Source organism: Acinetobacter sp. TSRC1-2 (assembly GCF_049895885.1).
In the GTDB taxonomy this organism is placed as follows: Bacteria; Pseudomonadota; Gammaproteobacteria; order Pseudomonadales; family Moraxellaceae; genus Acinetobacter.
Genome location: NZ_JAFCTF010000012.1, coordinates 20,804 through 38,601, shown reverse-complemented (window position 1 = coordinate 38,601; position 17,798 = coordinate 20,804). Strand labels below are relative to the sequence as shown.

At 39.3% G+C, this 17,798-nt stretch carries 7 protein-coding genes and 1 pseudogene; 6 read left to right on the top strand and 2 right to left on the bottom strand.

The window, feature by feature from the left end:
* Positions 1 to 659: 659 nt before the first annotated feature.
* A pseudogene (locus tag ACP69Y_RS12605) lies at positions 660 to 1,318 on the bottom strand (IclR family transcriptional regulator domain-containing protein).
* Between the two features lie 160 nt (positions 1,319 to 1,478).
* Here ACP69Y_RS12605 and ACP69Y_RS12600 point away from each other — a divergent pair.
* From ACP69Y_RS12600 to ACP69Y_RS12575, 6 genes are all read left to right on the top strand, one after another.
* A complete protein-coding gene (locus tag ACP69Y_RS12600; protein WP_425918714.1) occupies positions 1,479 to 1,988 on the top strand; it encodes a hypothetical protein in 510 nt (169 codons plus the stop codon).
* Between the two features lie 42 nt (positions 1,989 to 2,030).
* Entirely contained in the window at positions 2,031 to 4,739 is a 2,709-nt protein-coding gene (locus ACP69Y_RS12595) for a DUF7619 domain-containing protein (RefSeq protein ID WP_425918713.1), read from the top strand.
* Positions 4,740 to 4,846: 107 nt separating this feature from the next.
* Positions 4,847 to 10,861: an SdrD B-like domain-containing protein gene (locus tag ACP69Y_RS12590; RefSeq protein WP_425918711.1), complete on the top strand. Its 6,015-nt coding sequence runs from the start codon at positions 4,847 to 4,849 to the stop codon at positions 10,859 to 10,861.
* Between the two features lie 3 nt (positions 10,862 to 10,864).
* On the top strand, positions 10,865 to 11,938 hold the full coding sequence (locus ACP69Y_RS12585; protein WP_425918710.1) for an OmpA family protein: 1,074 nt from the start codon (positions 10,865 to 10,867) through the stop codon (positions 11,936 to 11,938).
* A 4-nt stretch (positions 11,939 to 11,942) separates the two neighbouring features.
* Positions 11,943 to 14,876 (top strand): hypothetical protein, encoded by a 2,934-nt coding sequence (locus ACP69Y_RS12580; RefSeq protein WP_425918709.1) that lies wholly within the window; start codon positions 11,943 to 11,945, stop codon positions 14,874 to 14,876.
* A gap of 553 nt (positions 14,877 to 15,429) precedes the next feature.
* Positions 15,430 to 16,650: a tyrosine-type recombinase/integrase gene (locus ACP69Y_RS12575; protein ID WP_425918708.1), complete on the top strand. Its 1,221-nt coding sequence runs from the start codon at positions 15,430 to 15,432 to the stop codon at positions 16,648 to 16,650.
* Between the two features lie 342 nt (positions 16,651 to 16,992).
* Here the strand turns inward: ACP69Y_RS12575 and ACP69Y_RS12570 are convergent, their stop codons facing one another.
* Entirely contained in the window at positions 16,993 to 17,670 is a 678-nt protein-coding gene (locus ACP69Y_RS12570; protein ID WP_425918707.1) for a type 1 glutamine amidotransferase domain-containing protein, read from the bottom strand.
* Positions 17,671 to 17,798: the final 128 nt, after the last annotated feature.

The window sequence follows — 17,798 nt, the reverse complement described above, 5'->3', positions numbered from 1 at the left end:
GGCATGTATTAAATATTAATATCTAAAACCATGATTTATTATACTTATAAATTTATTTTTATATTTATAAGGTATGGATAATTATTCAGCTTCAATCTTTAGCCATGTCCGTACTTTTGATGGTTTTTTATACACTGACTATGTTACTACATCATTTATTTTCTGTTACCACATCAAAACTTGTACTTATGGCAGTCTGTTACCACATCAAAAGCTGTATGGATAGTAGTCTGTTACCACATCAAAACCTGTATTTTTTATTTTAAAATACCTTATGGGTATAAGTATATGAATTGTCATATAAATATCAAATTAAATAATCTATCATCATTTGATAAAAAAATTTAGAAAATTAAATATCAGTTTATAAGTTTTAGTTTGTGCAAAATAGAATAACTAATTTAATAGAATTTATTTTAATTAATGTAAAAGTGATCCATTATTTTTAATTATACCGACCTAGAATGGGTTTATATAGATACTCTCCATGCTCTAGCTCATCAATATGCGACTGGAATCAAAGATCTAGAGAATCTAAAAAGCATGAGCAGAGATAGCTCAAAAATAAATCCGGTAGCAGGGCAATGAGCAATCCTGTTCAATTTATTATGAGAGGTGAAATGACTCATAATTGAAAATTATAGATAAGTTTTAATAGCCTAAAGCATACTTTTTAATACATAAACCGTATTTCTAAGTAAAGATAAACTTTGCTGTATAAGCTGCTCCTCTGTTACACGGTGAGTCTGCGCCATACAATTTAATGCGACAACTGCCTTACCTGGCGCATTTAACACCGGTAACGCAAGCGCAATAATTCCTAGTTCGTGTTCTTCTTTAGATAAACAGTCATCTTGTGTTTGAGTTTCTGTTAGCACTTTATAGAACTGGGCTTTGTCTTGAACTGGATATGGAGCAAGACGTTTTAAACCACATTTGGCAACCCATTTTTTTGTTTCTCCAAGTTTAAAGCTGCCATAAAACTTTACCGGTTAAGTTTGTATGAGCGAGCAACCGATTTCCTAAATGCATTCTATAAGGACTTAAGCGAAAACTGTCTTGTTGTGGTAAATAGCTTCGAGCGATAGGAGTCACTTTATGCTCATCCAATACCACTAAGGAAAAAGTAAGCGTCGTTCGTGCACAGAGTAAGTTTAAAATAGGCGGTACCACTTTAGGCAAATCCGCTGAGCTTAGATAAGAACTCGATAAACGCGCTGCAATTTGAGTTGAGTTTTTGACGCTCCACTCCAAAAACTTCCAGCAAGCTTAAACCTTTGGCAAGGCCGAAAATGACAGATTTATCAATTCTTTTAATCTTTTGATGATTAACGTTACTTTTTTTGCTTTTATTTCATGACAAAAAATGTCAATAAATACAAATTTTTTTAATAAAAAGACGATAATTTTGGTATTTATTCGTAAAGTGTGAAATATGTCATGTTTTTTATTTATTTATTTTTTAATGTAAGAATGCAATGACATTATGTTTAAAATTGTATCCAATGATGATTAAATCCGAAAAAAAAACGATTTTGATACCTTTATCACTGCTATTAACAGCAGGGTCTACAACACATGCTTCCGCGAATAGCCAAGCTTTAGTTGCTGATATGAAAGTGTTTCAGATAGAGGCAAACCAAAAAGTAAAAAAAGAATTAAAAACAACAGATCAAGTAAAGCCAAAAGCATTGCTTGATTACAAAGTTGAATATTCAAATGTATCTAGTCAAAGTCTGAAAAATTTAAAGTTGAATCTTCCACTTCCTACCGATGTAACTTACATAGGGCAAAGCTTACCCACAGATGCCTATGCGTCCGTAGACGGTAAAAGTTTTGCTAAAGCGCCATTAACACGTATGGAAAATGGCAAAAAAGTAAATGTCCCACTGGTTGAATATCGCGTTTTGCAATGGAATGTGAGTGAGTTAAAACCAAAACAGAAAATTATTGTTTCTGCTCAAGTCGAAGTTAATACATCTAAATAAAATTTTTAATTGGTCAATATCGACTTTATTGTTAGGTTCTTTATGAAAAATAATTTTCAATTAAGTAAAATTGCTGCATCACTGGCAGTAATTGGTGGAATATCGCTGCTGGGTAGTTCTGCGATGGCTGCTGCACCTTTAGCCGGTACCAATATCAGTAACGTTGCAACTGCATCTTATACTGATAATACCGGTACAGAACGTGTGGTAACGTCCAATGAAGTAAAAACGTTGGTCGCTCAAGTCGGCAGTTTTACACTTGAAGCTAACCGCGCTGCGCAGACAACAGCAAATGGTCAGGTAACTTTTTCACATATCTTAACCAATACCGGTAACGGCTCGGATAAATTTGCGATTTCACTTACCGATATAGATGACGCAACCACCACATTTGATTTTGAAAATGGCAAGTTTGCAATTTATATTGACCGCAATAAAGATGGCGTTGCTGACAGTAAAATTGCTTTAACAACATCGGATCGAATTGAACTGGCTGCGGGTGAATCTGTTGGTTTGGTTGTAGTAGCAACTACACCTAGTACTGCAGTAGCCAACCAGTTAGATAAGCTGCAAGTATCTGCTACTGCACAATCTACAACGTTATATGATGCGTCAGCTTTAACTAAAACAAATATTGACACTACGACCATTACCACTGGCGCGGTGATGCAAATTACCAAAGCCGCAAGTGTAAGCGTGACTCAAGCAGGTCAAGAAGTTGAATATACTTTAACCTTCAAAAATACGGGTAATGCTTCAGCAACCAATGTTGCAATCTTTGACGTATTACCAGCTACTGTTCAATTTGTTGCTGGTTCTGCACGTTATAATGGTAGTTCTGTCGCTTTAACTGATGCAAAAGATGTTGCAGATAAATTTGAAGTCAGTGGAAATAAATTCCTTTTTAACATTGATACTGTTGCTGCAAATACCTCGGGCAAGTTGACTTTTAAAGTTAAAGTGTTAGATACAACAAGTGCTGGCGATATTAAAAATACAGCGTATGTTGATCCTGATGGTAAAACTGGACCTTCAGGTGGTCCAAATATTCCATTAATTATTACGGATGTTCCTGATACAGCACCTATTGATCCAACTACTGTTCCATCGAATCCATCGATTGTAACTGTGACCGGAAAATATGATGGTTCAATCAATGACTCTATATTAAATAATTTTAAAGATGGAACGATTCCTGGTGCACCTATTGATGACCGTATAACTTTAGCAGGTAAGCAAGGTGTACCAGTTGTATTTGGTGATAGTGCAACTGAAGGGGACATGATTGTTGTACATAACCGCGGTAATACAACCGATTCTTATACCTTATCTGTAGATAAAACCAATTTACCAGCAGGAAGTATTGTTGAAATACTAAAAGTTGATGGTAAAACTCCTGTAACTTCAAATAATACTGGCCCGATTGCAGCTGGTGCATACGAAAAGTATATCGTTCGCGTGACTTTCCAGAATGGTGCAGTGGTTAGTAATAATCAAATTATTTTAACCAGCACTTCTGATGCGAACAAAGGAACGGATAGGCTCACTTTAGTTGTTTCAAGTTTACTCGCCAATGCCGTGGATTTGGTTAGCAAAACCCCAACTACAGATCTTGGTATAGGTGCTGGTACATCTACACCAGTAAGTAGTGCAACTACTCCGCCAGCAACCCCAACTACTTTCGATATTACAATCAAAAATACTGGCAATATTCCAGATAACTATATCATTACTGTTCCGAATATTCCGACTGGCTGGATCGCAGAAGTCTATGAAAAGGACGTGAGTGGTAACTGTACAGCAACCAAAGTTACAAACTCTGGAAATATTGCGAATGGGGCTGCAAAAAGTTTCTGTTTAATTGTGACTCCACCTGCTGGAACGCCTGCAGATACAGTGACTGGAAAAGATATTAAAGTCGAAATTTCTTCACCTGCTACAGGGACGAATGATGATATTACCTTTAATGTGAAAGTTGCAGAACAACGCCAGTTAACCTTCAGTCCAGATCGTCAAGGTCAGGTTGCACCAGGCGGTACTTTGGTATACAGCCATACCTTAACCAATACAGGTAATGTACTTGAAGGTGAAACAAAGTATCCAATTGAAATTAATTGGTCTTCTACGTTACTGGGCATGAATACTTCAGTTTATGTTGATCTCAATAAAAACGGTACGATTGATGCCAATGAATTGGTGACTGGCGCAACTGTAGCAGCACGAAATGCTTCTTTAACCGCTTTATTGGCACAAACCAATGGTGCAGGTTTATCACAAAATGAATCAGTCACAATTTTGGTCAAAGTAGAAGCACCTGCAACTGCGACTGCGGGTGAGTCGGATACAACCATTGTGACCTTTAAGCCGACTGGTACTAATAAGCCTGCCGATATAATCGTTACTGACCGTACTGTGATCAACTTGGGTCAAGTTCGTTTGGTAAAAACTCAGGCTGTAGCAGAGTGTGCAACGGTTCCAACGGTTTATGGCACTACTGATTTACAGGCAAAACCTGGACAATGTGTGTACTACAAAATTGTAGCCACCAATGATGGTAATGCGAATGCAACCAATATCGTGATTTCCGACATGGTGCCAAGTTATACCAAGCTATTTACAGGATCATTGAAGCCAGCGTCTGCAATTCAAACCAATGGTCAGGTGAGTTATACCGTGGATACCTTGACTCCAGCAACATCGGCAACTTTAGAGTTTGCTGTGAAAATTGACAGCGGCGTAACCACGCCATAACCCTTTCTAAATCCGTCACCTCCCTTTTTCGAAAGGGGGGACTCGATTCGTTCGTTCTCATTATTTGTATTTTCGTATTTTCGTATTTTTGGTTTTGGGGTGTGGCAATGAAAAAAGCAATGAATAAAAAAGTGGAGACATTATCTTTGTCCGCACTTGCATCTGCTTTGCTCTTTGCACAGCACGGTCATGCTGCGATGCCTATGGCTGGACAAATGATTCAGAATATTGCTTATGCAAGTTTTGAAGTTAGTGATTTGAACGGTGGGCAATTACTGCGCACAACTCAATCCAATGCAGTCAATGTCGAAATTGCAAAGTTTTATGGTCTTGAACTATTTCCAGATCAGCTCCAGCAAGTAGAAGCAGGTTCAAAAGTCATCTGGTTAAATCAGGTGGCCAATACCAGTAATACTCAGGCATGGTTTGATTTTCAAACCGAGCCTGTTAACCATTTATCAAATTTAAAAATCTATTTAGATGCCAATCAAGATGGTGTTTTGGATATTTCAGATACCCTGATTAAAGATGGATTGCAATTACAACCCAATCAAACCATACACTTATGGGTAGTGGCAGATGCCTCATTACACACTCCCGATCAGTCCAAGCTAGAGCTTCCTTTAACGGCACAAATTCGTGAAGAACCGCAACAACAAAAAACAGTGCAAGACCCTGTACAGGTCTTTGAAGCAAAACTAAAAATAGAAAAAGCCGTAGACCAATCACTGCTGACCATAAATCAGCAGGCACAAACCCTGAATTACACTTTAACGGTAACCAACTCAGCTTCATTACCGGTATCTCCTGCAACGGTCACGGTCGATGGACAGAAACAATCATGGGTGCTTGTTGAAGATCCTTTGCCGGCAAATACTGTGTTTGAAGAGATTCAAGTGTCAGATTCGGTTTCTACTACACTGGTTTTGCATAAGTTAGCAGAAGGACAATATTCAAGTCATTTACCTCAGGATAAAAACCAAATTGGTCATGCCGTAATTGCTTATAAAAAACCGTTTGCAGCCGGTCAAAAAAGCGAGATTAAGTTAAAGCTTAAAACTCAACCGACCATTAGCTATACCACATTGGTGAATGGAGCTTATGTTCTGCATCAAAAAGGGCAAGTGGATCAAAAAACCTTATCCAATAGGGTCGAAACCAGGGTCGTGGGACAGCCAACTTTGGATAGCACCACAAATGATTTTAAAATCAGCTTGTATACCGGCAAGGTTAATGAACCGATTTATTTAAAAACCAATGTCGCGCTTTGTAATGCCAATCGCTTTAGCAAAGAGCAGCTACGTATTCGTATTCAGTCTAAATTGACGGATGATATGGTCATTATTTCTGCCATGGAAAGTGGTGAAAATACCGGGCTGTTCCAATTTAGTTTAGAGACTGAAGAAAATGCAGAAAAAAATCTGAATGATGCTGTTTTACAAACAGTTAAACGTGATGAAGTCACAGTAAGTCTGGTTGAATGTGTAGATGAGCAAGGTCAAGCCATTACACCCATTAGTGATATTTCAACGCAGATATTGATTGATCCATACGGCATTATTTTTGATGCAAAAACCAAAAAACCTGTTGCTGGGGCAACAGTGATATTGGTTGATGAAAATGATCAACCTGTAGGCAATAATGTTGCTTTTGAAGTTGACCGTACCACAGGGGCTTTACGTTCAATTCCTGCAAAACAGGTCACATCTGCGACAGGCGAGTTTGTTTATCCGCAAGTGATTCTGGGTAACTATAAATTGTTAGTCGATACCTCAACAATTTCGACTCATCAATATAGTTTTGTCAGTGATCAGGTGCTTTATCCGATAAGTTCATTTAACGGCATGGCGGTACATTCGCAATATTCTTATGGTGGCGTATTTACCCTGGCGTCCAGCAGTCCGGCATTGAATATCGATATTCCGATTGATCCGCTATTAAGCCAATCGGGTTTGATGGTACAAAAAACTGCACGTGATAGCAGTATCGAATTGGGTGGTTTCACCAATTACAGCATTACCGTGAGTAATCAAGGCGATGTACTTGCACGTGATGTCAAATTGCAAGACAGTTTGCCGCGTGGTTTTAGCTATGTGCCGAATACCATGCGTATTGATGGCAAGCCGGTTGCAGATCCTGAAGGCGGAAAAGGTCCTTATTTAACGCTGGGTTTGGGCGACCTCGCAGTCAATGCCAGGACTAAAATTGAATACCGTGTTTTGGTTGGACCCAATGCTTTAAATGGGGATGGGATTAACCGGGCTCGTGCAGTGGATGGTTTTGGTCTCAGTTCGAATGAAGCACAGGCCAAAGTTAAAGTCCGTCCAGGTGTGTTTAGTGCCGATGCATTTGTAGTGGGTAAAGTCTATAGCGACTGTAACCGTAATGGCATACAGGATAAAGGCGAGTTGGGGGTGCCGGGTGTCCGTATCTATATGGAAGATGGCAGCTATATCATCACAGACCGTGAAGGAAAATATGACTTTTATGGCGTGTCAGCAAAAACCCATGTGCTTAAAATGGACCGCACGACTTTACCTGCCGGGGTAGAGTTACTGACCCAGTCCAACCGAAATGCAGGCGATCCATCCAGCCGTTTTGTCGATGTCAAACGTGGCGAATTGCATCGTGCCGATTTCGCAATAGCAGATCAGGCAGATACATGTTCTGCACCCTTAACGGATGCAATAAAACAGCGTCAGGAAAAAATTAACAGCAGTAACTTAAATCTTGAAAAAGCAATTAACAAGCAACTTGCTATTGATGCACCGAGCTATCTAGAAAGCAGTACCCGTTCAGAAAATACCCAAGGCTGTTTGGCAAATGACAATAATCAAAATTGCTTGCTTAATCGAGGTGATTTTGCTGCACAAAAACAACCGCAATTATTGATTGATCCCGTAAAAATGCCTGTTTTAGTGAATCTTGAAGAATATTTAAAACGTAGTGACCACAACGCTTTAGAAATTTTAAACTTAACAGAAGGACAGGTTCTGCCTCATGCACAAACGACGATTCAAGTTCAAGGTGCAGCAGGTGCAACCCAACGTATTTTAGTCAATGACATGGTGGTGGCAGATAAACAACGCGGTAAATTAGCCATCCTAGATGAGCAACGTAAACAAGCTGTTGAATATGTGGGAGTGGCATTAAAAACCGGTAAAAACAGCATTCGTGCTGAACAACTGGATTTTGCTGGCAATGTCCGTGAAAGCCAACAAATTCAGGTTATTGTTCCTGATGAAATTCATCAGCTGAAGTTACAGCAACCGCAAGCCTCGGTGATGGCCAATGGCCGTGATGTGATGCAACTGCGAGTTCAGTTGCAAGACAAACAAGGCGTCAGGGTTGCCACCCGTACCTCGATCACTTTAGAAAGTGATATCGGGATTATTGATCTTCAAGATTTAAATCCGAATGAACCCGGCATTCAAAGCTTCATTGATGGCGGCGAGATGATTATTCCGGTGCTTGCACCGAATGCGCCTGCACATGGAAAACTACGCGTCAGCAGTGGTTTGCTCAAACAAGAAATCGACATTCAGTTTCAGGCAGATTTACGTCCGCTGATTGCCGTGGGTTTAATTGAAGGTTCAATTAACTTTAATAATTTTGATAACACACAGTTGCATAGTGTGAATGGCAATGACGGGTTTGAAGATGAGCTGAATGAAATTGCCGAGTGGGGTAATGACACCTCATTGACCGGTCGTACTGCAATGTTTCTTAAAGGTAAAGTCAAAGGGGACTACCTTTTAACCCTGGCTTATGATTCGAATAAAAGTTCCAAGCAACGCCTGTTTCGCGATATTCAACCTGATGAATATTATCCTGTTTATGGTGATGCCGCGGCAAAAGGCTTTGAAGCCCAATCGACCGGAAAATTGTATGTACGCTTAGATAAAGGGCGTTCATATGCGATGTATGGCGACTATGTGACCCGTACCGAGAAAGATGAAGGCCTTGCTTTAGGGCAATACAACCGTTCATTGACGGGTCTTAAAGTTGGACATGAAGGCGATAAATTTCAAGCATCAGCTTTTGTGGCCGAGACCAAATCTCGTCAAGTGGTCACAGAAAATCGTGCACTGGGTATTTCTGGTCCCTACAGTCTCGGTTCAATTTCAAATGAACTTATTTTAGACAATAGTGAAAAAGTCGAGATTCTGACCCGAGATCGTAATAATCCGGGTTTGATTATTGCCAAACAAAGCCTCACCCGTTTTACCGATTATGAAGTCGATACCTATAGCAATAGCATTTATTTAAAACAGGCTGTCGCTAGCGTGGATCAAGACCTGAATCCAAACTTTATTCGTATTACGGTGGAAGCGGATGAAATTGGTGAAGAATATCAAGTCGGTGGGATGAGTTTTAGTTATGCCATGAAAAGCCATCTGAAAATGGGTGGTTCATTTGTGCAAAGTAATTATCCATTAAATCAGGAACAGATTGCCAGTTTAAATGCCGTGGTGAAGGTGGGGCAATACGGTAAATTAATTGCCGAAGTAGCACAGTCTAAAAATACCGACTCAACGGCAGATCAGGTTACTCAGATCAATAGTGATTCAACCCGTGATAAAAACCAAGGTGCGGCTGCCCGGGTAGAATTTGAATATGCGCCGAGCTTTGCCCATGTGCGTGCCTATCACCAGCAAGCTGAAGAAGGTTTCCAAAATGATGCAGCAACCATTAGTGCAGGGCGTAAAGAAAGTGGTGTCAAGGCTTCAGCACCGATTGCAAAACTGGGTTTGGCACGTATTGAAGCCATTCGTACCGAAGACCAAGACAATAACGGCGTTCGTACCGGATTATCTGCCAGTCTGGAACGTAATTTTTTTAAAATTCTCGCGGTTGAGTTAGGGCTGCGTCATTATGATGAAACCGCTGCTGCTGCAACTTTAGCGACAGAAAATCTGGGTCCATATAATGGAACCACCGGGCGTATCAAATTTACCGGTAATCTGCCTTGGAAAGGCGCATCGGCTTTTATTGAATACGAACAGGATTTATCTAATTCCGATAAACAAGTCTTGTCTGTAGGGGGAACGGCTAAAGTCCTGCCAAATACAGAAGTCTATGCCCGCCATGAGGTGATTGCTGCGATTGATGGTTTATATTCTATGAATAGCACGGAAGAAACCAACAGCACGGTGTTTGGTATTTCCAGTAACTATATGAAAGATGGTTTAGCATTTAGTGAATATCGTGTTGCGGATGGCATCAGTAACCGTGAAGCTGAAGCAGTATTGGGACTGCGTAACCGCTGGCAATTAAAACCGCGTGTATATGTCAGTAGCAGTTTTGAGCGTATCCAGTCTTTATCTAAAAATGAAGACAATACTAAGAACGATGCCACTGCACTGAATCTTGGGCTTGAATATTTACTTCATGAGAATTGGAAAGCGACCACCCGTTTGGAAGGCCGCCGTTCGGATACTTCAGATACTCTGATCAATACCATTGGTTATGCCTATAAGCTATCTGATGACGCAACCGTACTGACTAAAAACACGCTGAACTTTGTCGATAATAAACAAGCAGATCAGGGGGATCATTTACGCAACCGTTTTCAGCTCGGTTATGCGTGGCGCGATTATGATCAAAATAAACTCGATGTCTTGTCGAAAATTGAATATTACTATGAAAATAATGCCACTGATTTGGAAGCGGAATTCAAACGTGAAGCCTATGTGACTTCTATTCATACTAACTATCATCCACAGCGCCGTCTGACTTTATCGGGTCAATATGCGGCAAAATGGTCTGAACTCGATGAAGATCATATTTCTAGCAATGCTTTAACGCAATTGTTCAGTGGTCGTGTAATTTATGACATCAATGAACGTTGGGATATGAGTGTACAGGCAGGTGCTTTATGGGCCAACCGCGGTGCAGGGACGCGTTATTTGGTCGGAGCAGAATTGGGGTATTTGCTTGCAACCAATCTTTGGGTTTCAGCAGGTTATAACTTTCTGGGTTATCAAGATGATGAACTGGCAAATACCAGCTCAACCGGTGAAGGGGCTTATTTAAGATTCAGATTCAAGTTTGATGAAAATCTGTTTGGTCGCCGTTCGGCAAAAATAAACTTTGCTTTAGAGCCAGAACAGGGACGATAGAACATGAAACTAGCTACAATACTGCTGACAGGTTTATTTTTTTGCAATAGCTTGGTTTATGCTGAACCCTTTTCATCTGCTGATGCTCAGCGTCAAATGAATACCTTATCCAATACTTTGCAACAATATACTGATGTAGATGCACTGACTCGCTATCATGCTTATAAAGCAAAAATGTGGTTAAGTTATGCGGTCAATCAACAATCCGAGCGCAGTTTAACTGCTGCCGGGCAAGAAGCCTTGCAACAAGCCCAAATCATTGTCGATGGATTGCAGTCCAAGAAAAATTTGAGTTTAACCACTCCGGTGTTAAGTGTGTCCCAAGTGATGCGCCGTGATTTATGGTGGCAAGTAGAGTACTTAAAACAGCATGGTGCCATTGATAAAGCGCCAGAAAGTTTGGCACATGCAGAAGTGATGCTGGTTTGGGCGGCAGCAGAATATTGCGAGTTAGGTGGGAGACATGCACAAGAACCTTTTAATGCTGCGCAACAGGCTTTATATCAGGTGGTTGAATCTACAGGATTGCAGCATACTGATATCACGTGGAATCCTGAGCATCTGCCTTCATTACAGCAGCTCAATGGAGAGGGCTGTCAGGGGGTAAATTCCGAATTTTGGCCTTTAGTCAAAGTATCACCTATTCAACAGTCTAATAGTTTAAAGATCAATAATATTGTACATTTTGCCCGGGACAGTGCAGACCTAAGCCCAGCGAGTAAAACGGTGCTGCAACAATGGGGGATTCTGGGGAATCAATATCCGCAATTGTCTGTTACTTTAAAGGGTTATACCGATCGTTATGCAAGCCCGAGCTATAACATTCAGCTGGCAGAGCGCCGTGTTCAGGCAGTGCAAGATTATCTGGTCTTGCAGGGTATGGATATTGCAAATATTACGACTGAAGTCAAGGGTGCAGTTGATTTTCAAACCGATATAGAGATGAAAATAGCTGAAGCCAAAAGCCGGCGGGTTATTCTGCAGGTTGCGAATGCACATGGGCTTGAAATTAAATATCTACCACAGTGGCAAGATTTACAACTAGAGTCAAAACAGCAAAAAGTGCAGGTGAAATAACATTATGATCAAGCGATATTTACCTCATGTTTTGACGTCTACAGTTTTATTGCTCGGCGGTGTGGCTGAGGTCAATGCGGCAGATACTGCAGCAGATACCAGTAAAGTTAAAATTCAGCGCAGCTTCGTCAATTTAAGTTTTAATCAACCCGGTGTTTCATCAAACCCTGGGACGAACCAATTTAATGAAAGTGTGGTTGAAGGTTGGTTAACCACTCATCCTAGTCCAAAACTGATAGAAATTTGGCGAGGAAGAGGAGCAGCAGCTACAACTTATACAGCCTGGAATACAGCGAATACTTCTCCTGTAATCAATCAATATGCAGAGTTAAACGCCAGTGCAAGATCAGCGCTGTATCAAACTGTTTGTTTATTTAAAGATGAAGAATTTTCCTGGAATTTTAGGCATGCTGCCCGTTCGGATCTAAACGAGCAAACCACATTTTATATCGGAAAGGTTTCAGCTGACCGTTTTAGTTTCACTGCAAATCAAACCATCGGAGCGAGTCAGACGGTTACGAGTTTATTTGAATGGAAAAATGCGAATTCTACTGGAGCGAAAGCGAAAGTAAATGTAGTGAGTGGGATATATCAATTTATTTTTGATGCGACAAAATTTGGTTCAAATGCAACCCTGGGCAACTTTATTGATGATATTCAATTGGGTTTAAAACCTGCAGTCGAATTTGGTGCTGCTTCGGGGCGTTTTTATGAGGGTGAGAATGCAACAGGGAAGACCCATTCTGTACCTTTTAATATTGTTGGACAAATTTTAAGTCAGAGCGATATGCCTACCCTGCAATTTAAAATTGAATATCCAACAGGCTATGCTCAGACTAAAGCGATATATGGCACAAATTACAGATTATACAAGCAAACTGCATCGGGCTTGGTTGAATTGAGTCCCGCAGATAGTTTGGTGACCACAAACCCAGACAAAGTGACCTTTAATTATACCCCAGTCTATAACGCTACCCTGGATTATACCAAAGGAGTTCAGGTGAATGATTTGGTGATTAAAATTTTTGGTAATACCCAAACCAATACGGATATCAATCTACCGTTTGAATTTGCGCTGGATGCTAACAGTAAAGCTATTTCCACCAATTTGACTACCTGCGGTAATGTCACTGCAGATGTTAAGTTTGATCTCAAGATCCAAGAAGATGATATTGATTTAGGGGTCGTCAAAACTTTGACCCCAGAATCGGTGGTTCAAAAAGATAACCTGATTTCTTATAAACTGGATATTACCAACAATACAGCCGTGCAGGCAGATGGTGTGGTTCTGCGAGATAAATTTAAAAATTTACTCAGAGTGACGACCGGTGATGCTGCCAATCAGACCAGTCTGATCTGTGAAGATTTGACCGATGGTACCAGTAAGGCCTGTCCTTCGACCTGGACAGAGGCCAATGCACTGACTGCACTATTTAGTAGTACCGCAGGAAGTGGTTTAAGTTTGGGTGATATTCCTGCCAATGCGAAATACCGTTTTACGGTTAAAAATTTAAAAGTCACAGATACCGATACTACAAGTGCGGGTTTTGTAGAAAATACAGCCATTATTGAAACCATGAAGATGCAGGATCTGATTCCTGAAAATAATACTTCAACCGTGAAAACATTGATTTCGGCCAAAAGTGATTTATCCAATAACATCAGCAATGCCCCTGCAGCCGATGTAGCAGCAACGGGTGCGGGTATGTTGATTATTGGAAAAGAGGGTAGAACAGGTGCTACACCACTCTGGACCCAAAAAGCAGACAGTAACACCAAAGTTTACTTCCCGCTCAATATTCAAAATTACGGAAATTTAGCGCAGGATTATCAACTGTATGCATCCAGTAGCAAAGTTGAGCCAACCCTGGGGACCGGCGAGTATTCGAGCTTGGTTAAAAATAGTATTACGCCCTTTACTGTTGGTTTAAAAATTGAATTTTATAAAGCGGATCTTGCGCAGTGTAAAACAGGTGTAAATAGTCAGCAAATTACTCAACTGAATGTTACGGCAAATACCACAGCACAAGTCTGCGCAGTCGTGACCATTTATCCCTCTGTTTCGGCTAAAACAAATATCTGGTTTGCGATAGAGTCACTTCAGTCAGGTTTGGCTGACATTATTCTTGATGCAGTCATTCCACAAACCAAAAAGCGTGTATTGGAGTTAAGCAATGACCAAAGTGCCCAGGTAGGGATTGGGGGGACTTATGTGTTTTTGCACCGTTTGACCAATTATGGGGTGGAAAATGAAAGCAAAGTGAAGGTCAGTCTTAACCCAATCAATCGTACTGATGGCTTCTTGTATAGCTTATTTTTGGATCAAAATGGCAATGATACGCTAGATGCGAGTGATACATTGCTATCCGGGACAGAGACTGAATTAAGCAATATGATTGAACCCAATAAATCAGTGACTTTATTAATTAAGGTTGAAGCACCCTTAACTGTAACCAATGGTATGAGCAGTCAAGTTAAGTTAATTGCTAAGCCGGACAATACGGGGAAAGAAATATCATTAGTAGATTTAAGTAATACAGACTTGATTACCGTCAGTCCGAATCAGTTAAAAATTCTGAAATCGCAATTCAAAGTTGAAAATTGCAGTATGGCAAATGTTTCGGGAGTGATAAATGCGACCTATACGGTACAAAATGAAAATTTAAAGCCCAATCAATGTTTAATTTATCGGATTATGGTAAAAAATACGGGAAGTGCAGCCTTAAGTAATGTAGTGATTAACGATATGTACCCGGCTTATACCCAGCAATGGACATTTGCGGGAATATTGCCAATCGTGGGTAGTAATAGTCAAAATGTTACAGATAATATAAATAATAAAATTGAAGATGACGGAACGGCAAAAATTAAGGCAATTTTAAAAGAACTGTTATCACAACAGGAAAAATCACTGTACTTTGGAATTAAAATGCAATGATGCGTTAAGTCTTTAGTCGATTACTTCCCCCTATACTAAATTCGAGGCAGCTGTGTTCTTAAGCTGCCTCGCTCACATCTGCAATAGCCATTTCTCCTGTTTATCCATTCGCTATTTCATTATCTCTTATCAAAAGTATTTAATATTTACAGTGATCTAGTCTAATTCTGGAAATGGCGGGTTAACTGCGCCCCATATGTATATATGAATCTTCATTGGTTAAATATCAACTCATTCCAGATACTCTTTAGCTAGGAAATTCAGGAAAATTTCACATCCGTAATTTATTTTTGCTCTATTCAAAAAATGACTATAAAAGCCAAGTTCCAAATAAAAAATGAATTAGATCTCTAGTCAGCACTTCACAAGATTATTTTTAGGGTTGCTAAGCTGGTTACTAGGTTGGTGATTAAAATTATTTAATGCTAAATAAAATTATTAAATAACAATAGACTATACTTTTATATGATGCGTATCATACGCATCATATAAAAGTATGTTTATTTTGCTATAATCAAACTATCCAGCGTCATTAGTGGTTCCATGCAATTTTATGAGTCTTACAGAATTTAAGGTTCGCCAAGCCAAACCGAAGGATAAAATCTACTTTTTAGCAGATGATGAAGGCCTAAGCCTGAAAATTGAACCGAATGGACGCAAGTCATGGAGCTATCGATATTCTGTAGAAGGATCAAGCAAGCGACCAAGAATAAAACTGGGTATGTATCCTTCAATGTTATTAAAAGATGCAAGGTTTGCACGAGATGAATATAAATTAAATAATTACACTCTTAAAAGTATAAGTAATAAAAAAATAAAATCCTTCCAAGATATTTGTGAGGAATGGTTAGAATTTAAAATAAGAAATTCTTTTAGTGATGAGCCACGTTGTGGTGTTATTCAATTGGCAAGAAAATGTTTATCCAATGATATATATCCAGAATTAAGTGATATGGCATTTGAAGAAGTGAAACGATATGATTTAGTAACAGTCATAAAAAAAATTGAATTTAGAGAAGTAAAAGAACCGGTTAAAAAAGCTTATAGTTATTTAAATCAAATTTATGATTATGCTGTGGCGATGGGTTATTGTGAATACAATATTGCAAATGGTTTAAATAAAATACTGGTTAATAATAAGATTAAGAGAAACTATCCTTATTTAAAATCGCATGATATTCCAGAATTCATAAATAAATTAAATCAAGTGAATACTCATAGCCTTATTAAAAAAGCCTTATGGCTTAAATTATATACAGGGGTTCGGGGCACTGAATTACTTCTTAGTGAACCCCATCACTTTGATATAGAAAATAAAATGTGGAGAATCCCGGCATTACATATTAAGCAGTTTAGACGTAAAGTTATTTTAGGCCATGAGATTCCTGATTTTCTGGTCCCTTTGTCGGATCAGGCTATTTGTATTATAAAATCAGCACTTGAGTGGTCTTACGGTGAAAAATATGTATTTTCAAGTCCACGCTATAAAGACAAACCGATTCATTTTAATACGCTAAATACAGTAATCCGTAAAATGGGATATAGTAAGAATGAGCTGTCATCTCATGGTTTAAGATCTACATTTAGTACCATATTAAATGAATCGGGTTTATTTCAACAAAATTGGATTGAAGCGCAGTTATCGCACACGGATAAAAATAAAACTCGTGCAAGTTATAATCATGCTGAATATATTAATCAGCGTATGGAAATGATGCAGTGGTGGGGAAGTTATATATATGAATATGCGGAAAGACAAGGTGTAACTTTCTGATAGATTATATTAAACCTATTTTATAAATTATTTTTCATTAGTTAAATTTTATGAATTCTAGCTATTAAATTACATCTTAAACTAATTTTTTATCTCTATTTCGATAATAGTCTTCCAAGAATTTTTAATTTTTTCAGATTGCCAAATACCTATTTAGCCCCATTCTTGTTTTATTGACTTTCTGATTGCCTTTATCAGTCAAAATAAAGGCATCTTAATGTCTTAGGTTCAAATTTCGTTTGCATAACTTAAAGGCCAGCATACCAGCTACATAAACTCAGGATTCACTGAGTTTATGTAGTGAATGTGTTTGTACACTAATCTTTCTATACTTATCTCTGCTTATTTTAGTGATTTTAACAGTGCTTCTGCTGTAGCAGCAGAAGACGCCGGGTTTTGTCCGGTAATGAGTAAGCCATCTTGCTGTACATGAACCTGCCAATCCTCTGCCTTGGAATATTGTCCACCATTTTCCTTGAGCATGTCTTCGACCAAAAAGGGAACAATTTCGGTCAGGCCTACAGCATTTTCTTCAGTATTGCTAAAGCCTGTGACTGATTTGCCTTTTACAATCGGTTGCTCATCACTGTCTTTCACATAACGTAGTACGCCAGGCGCATGACAGACCAATGCCACAGGTTTATCTGCCTGCAAAGTCTGTTCGATTAAGGAAATCGAGTTCTGGTCTTCGGCTAGATCCCACAATGGGCCATGCCCACCCGGATAAAATACTGCATCAAAATCGGTAATAGAAATTTCACTTAGTTTCTGGGTATTCGCCAACGCTTGCATGGCAGATGTATCCGCTTCGAAACGATGAGTGGTTTCAGTTTGGGCATCTTTTTCATTACTTTTCGGGTCTAACGGCGGCTGCCCCCCTTTAGGAGAGACTAATGTAACTTCTGCACCGGCATCGATAAACGCATAATAAGGCGCAGCCAGCTCTTCCAGCCAGAAGCCGGTTTTCTTACCGGTATTACCAAGCGTGTCATGTGAAGTCAGAACAATCAGTACTTTCATATTATTTTCCTGTATTTTCCTAAAAATTATTCAAGTCATCGGCTGTTAATTTAGCAAGTACACAGCTTGAAAAATGTTCTTATAGGTTTATTTGCTGTATCGATACGTTATGGCTTAAGTTGATTCAA

Excerpts from the sequence above, each read along its gene's own strand:
- ACP69Y_RS12595 (WP_425918713.1), top strand. The coding sequence starts at position 2,031 with ATGAAAAATAATTTTCAATTAAGTAAAATTGCTGCATCACTGGCAGTA.
- ACP69Y_RS12600 (WP_425918714.1), top strand. The coding sequence starts at position 1,479 with ATGACATTATGTTTAAAATTGTATCCAATGATGATTAAATCCGAAAAA.
- ACP69Y_RS12585 (WP_425918710.1), top strand. The coding sequence starts at position 10,865 with ATGAAACTAGCTACAATACTGCTGACAGGTTTATTTTTTTGCAATAGC.
- ACP69Y_RS12575 (WP_425918708.1), top strand. The coding sequence starts at position 15,430 with ATGAGTCTTACAGAATTTAAGGTTCGCCAAGCCAAACCGAAGGATAAA.
- ACP69Y_RS12570 (WP_425918707.1), bottom strand. The coding sequence starts at position 17,670 with ATGAAAGTACTGATTGTTCTGACTTCACATGACACGCTTGGTAATACC.
- ACP69Y_RS12580 (WP_425918709.1), top strand. The coding sequence starts at position 11,943 with ATGATCAAGCGATATTTACCTCATGTTTTGACGTCTACAGTTTTATTG.
- ACP69Y_RS12590 (WP_425918711.1), top strand. The coding sequence starts at position 4,847 with ATGAAAAAAGCAATGAATAAAAAAGTGGAGACATTATCTTTGTCCGCA.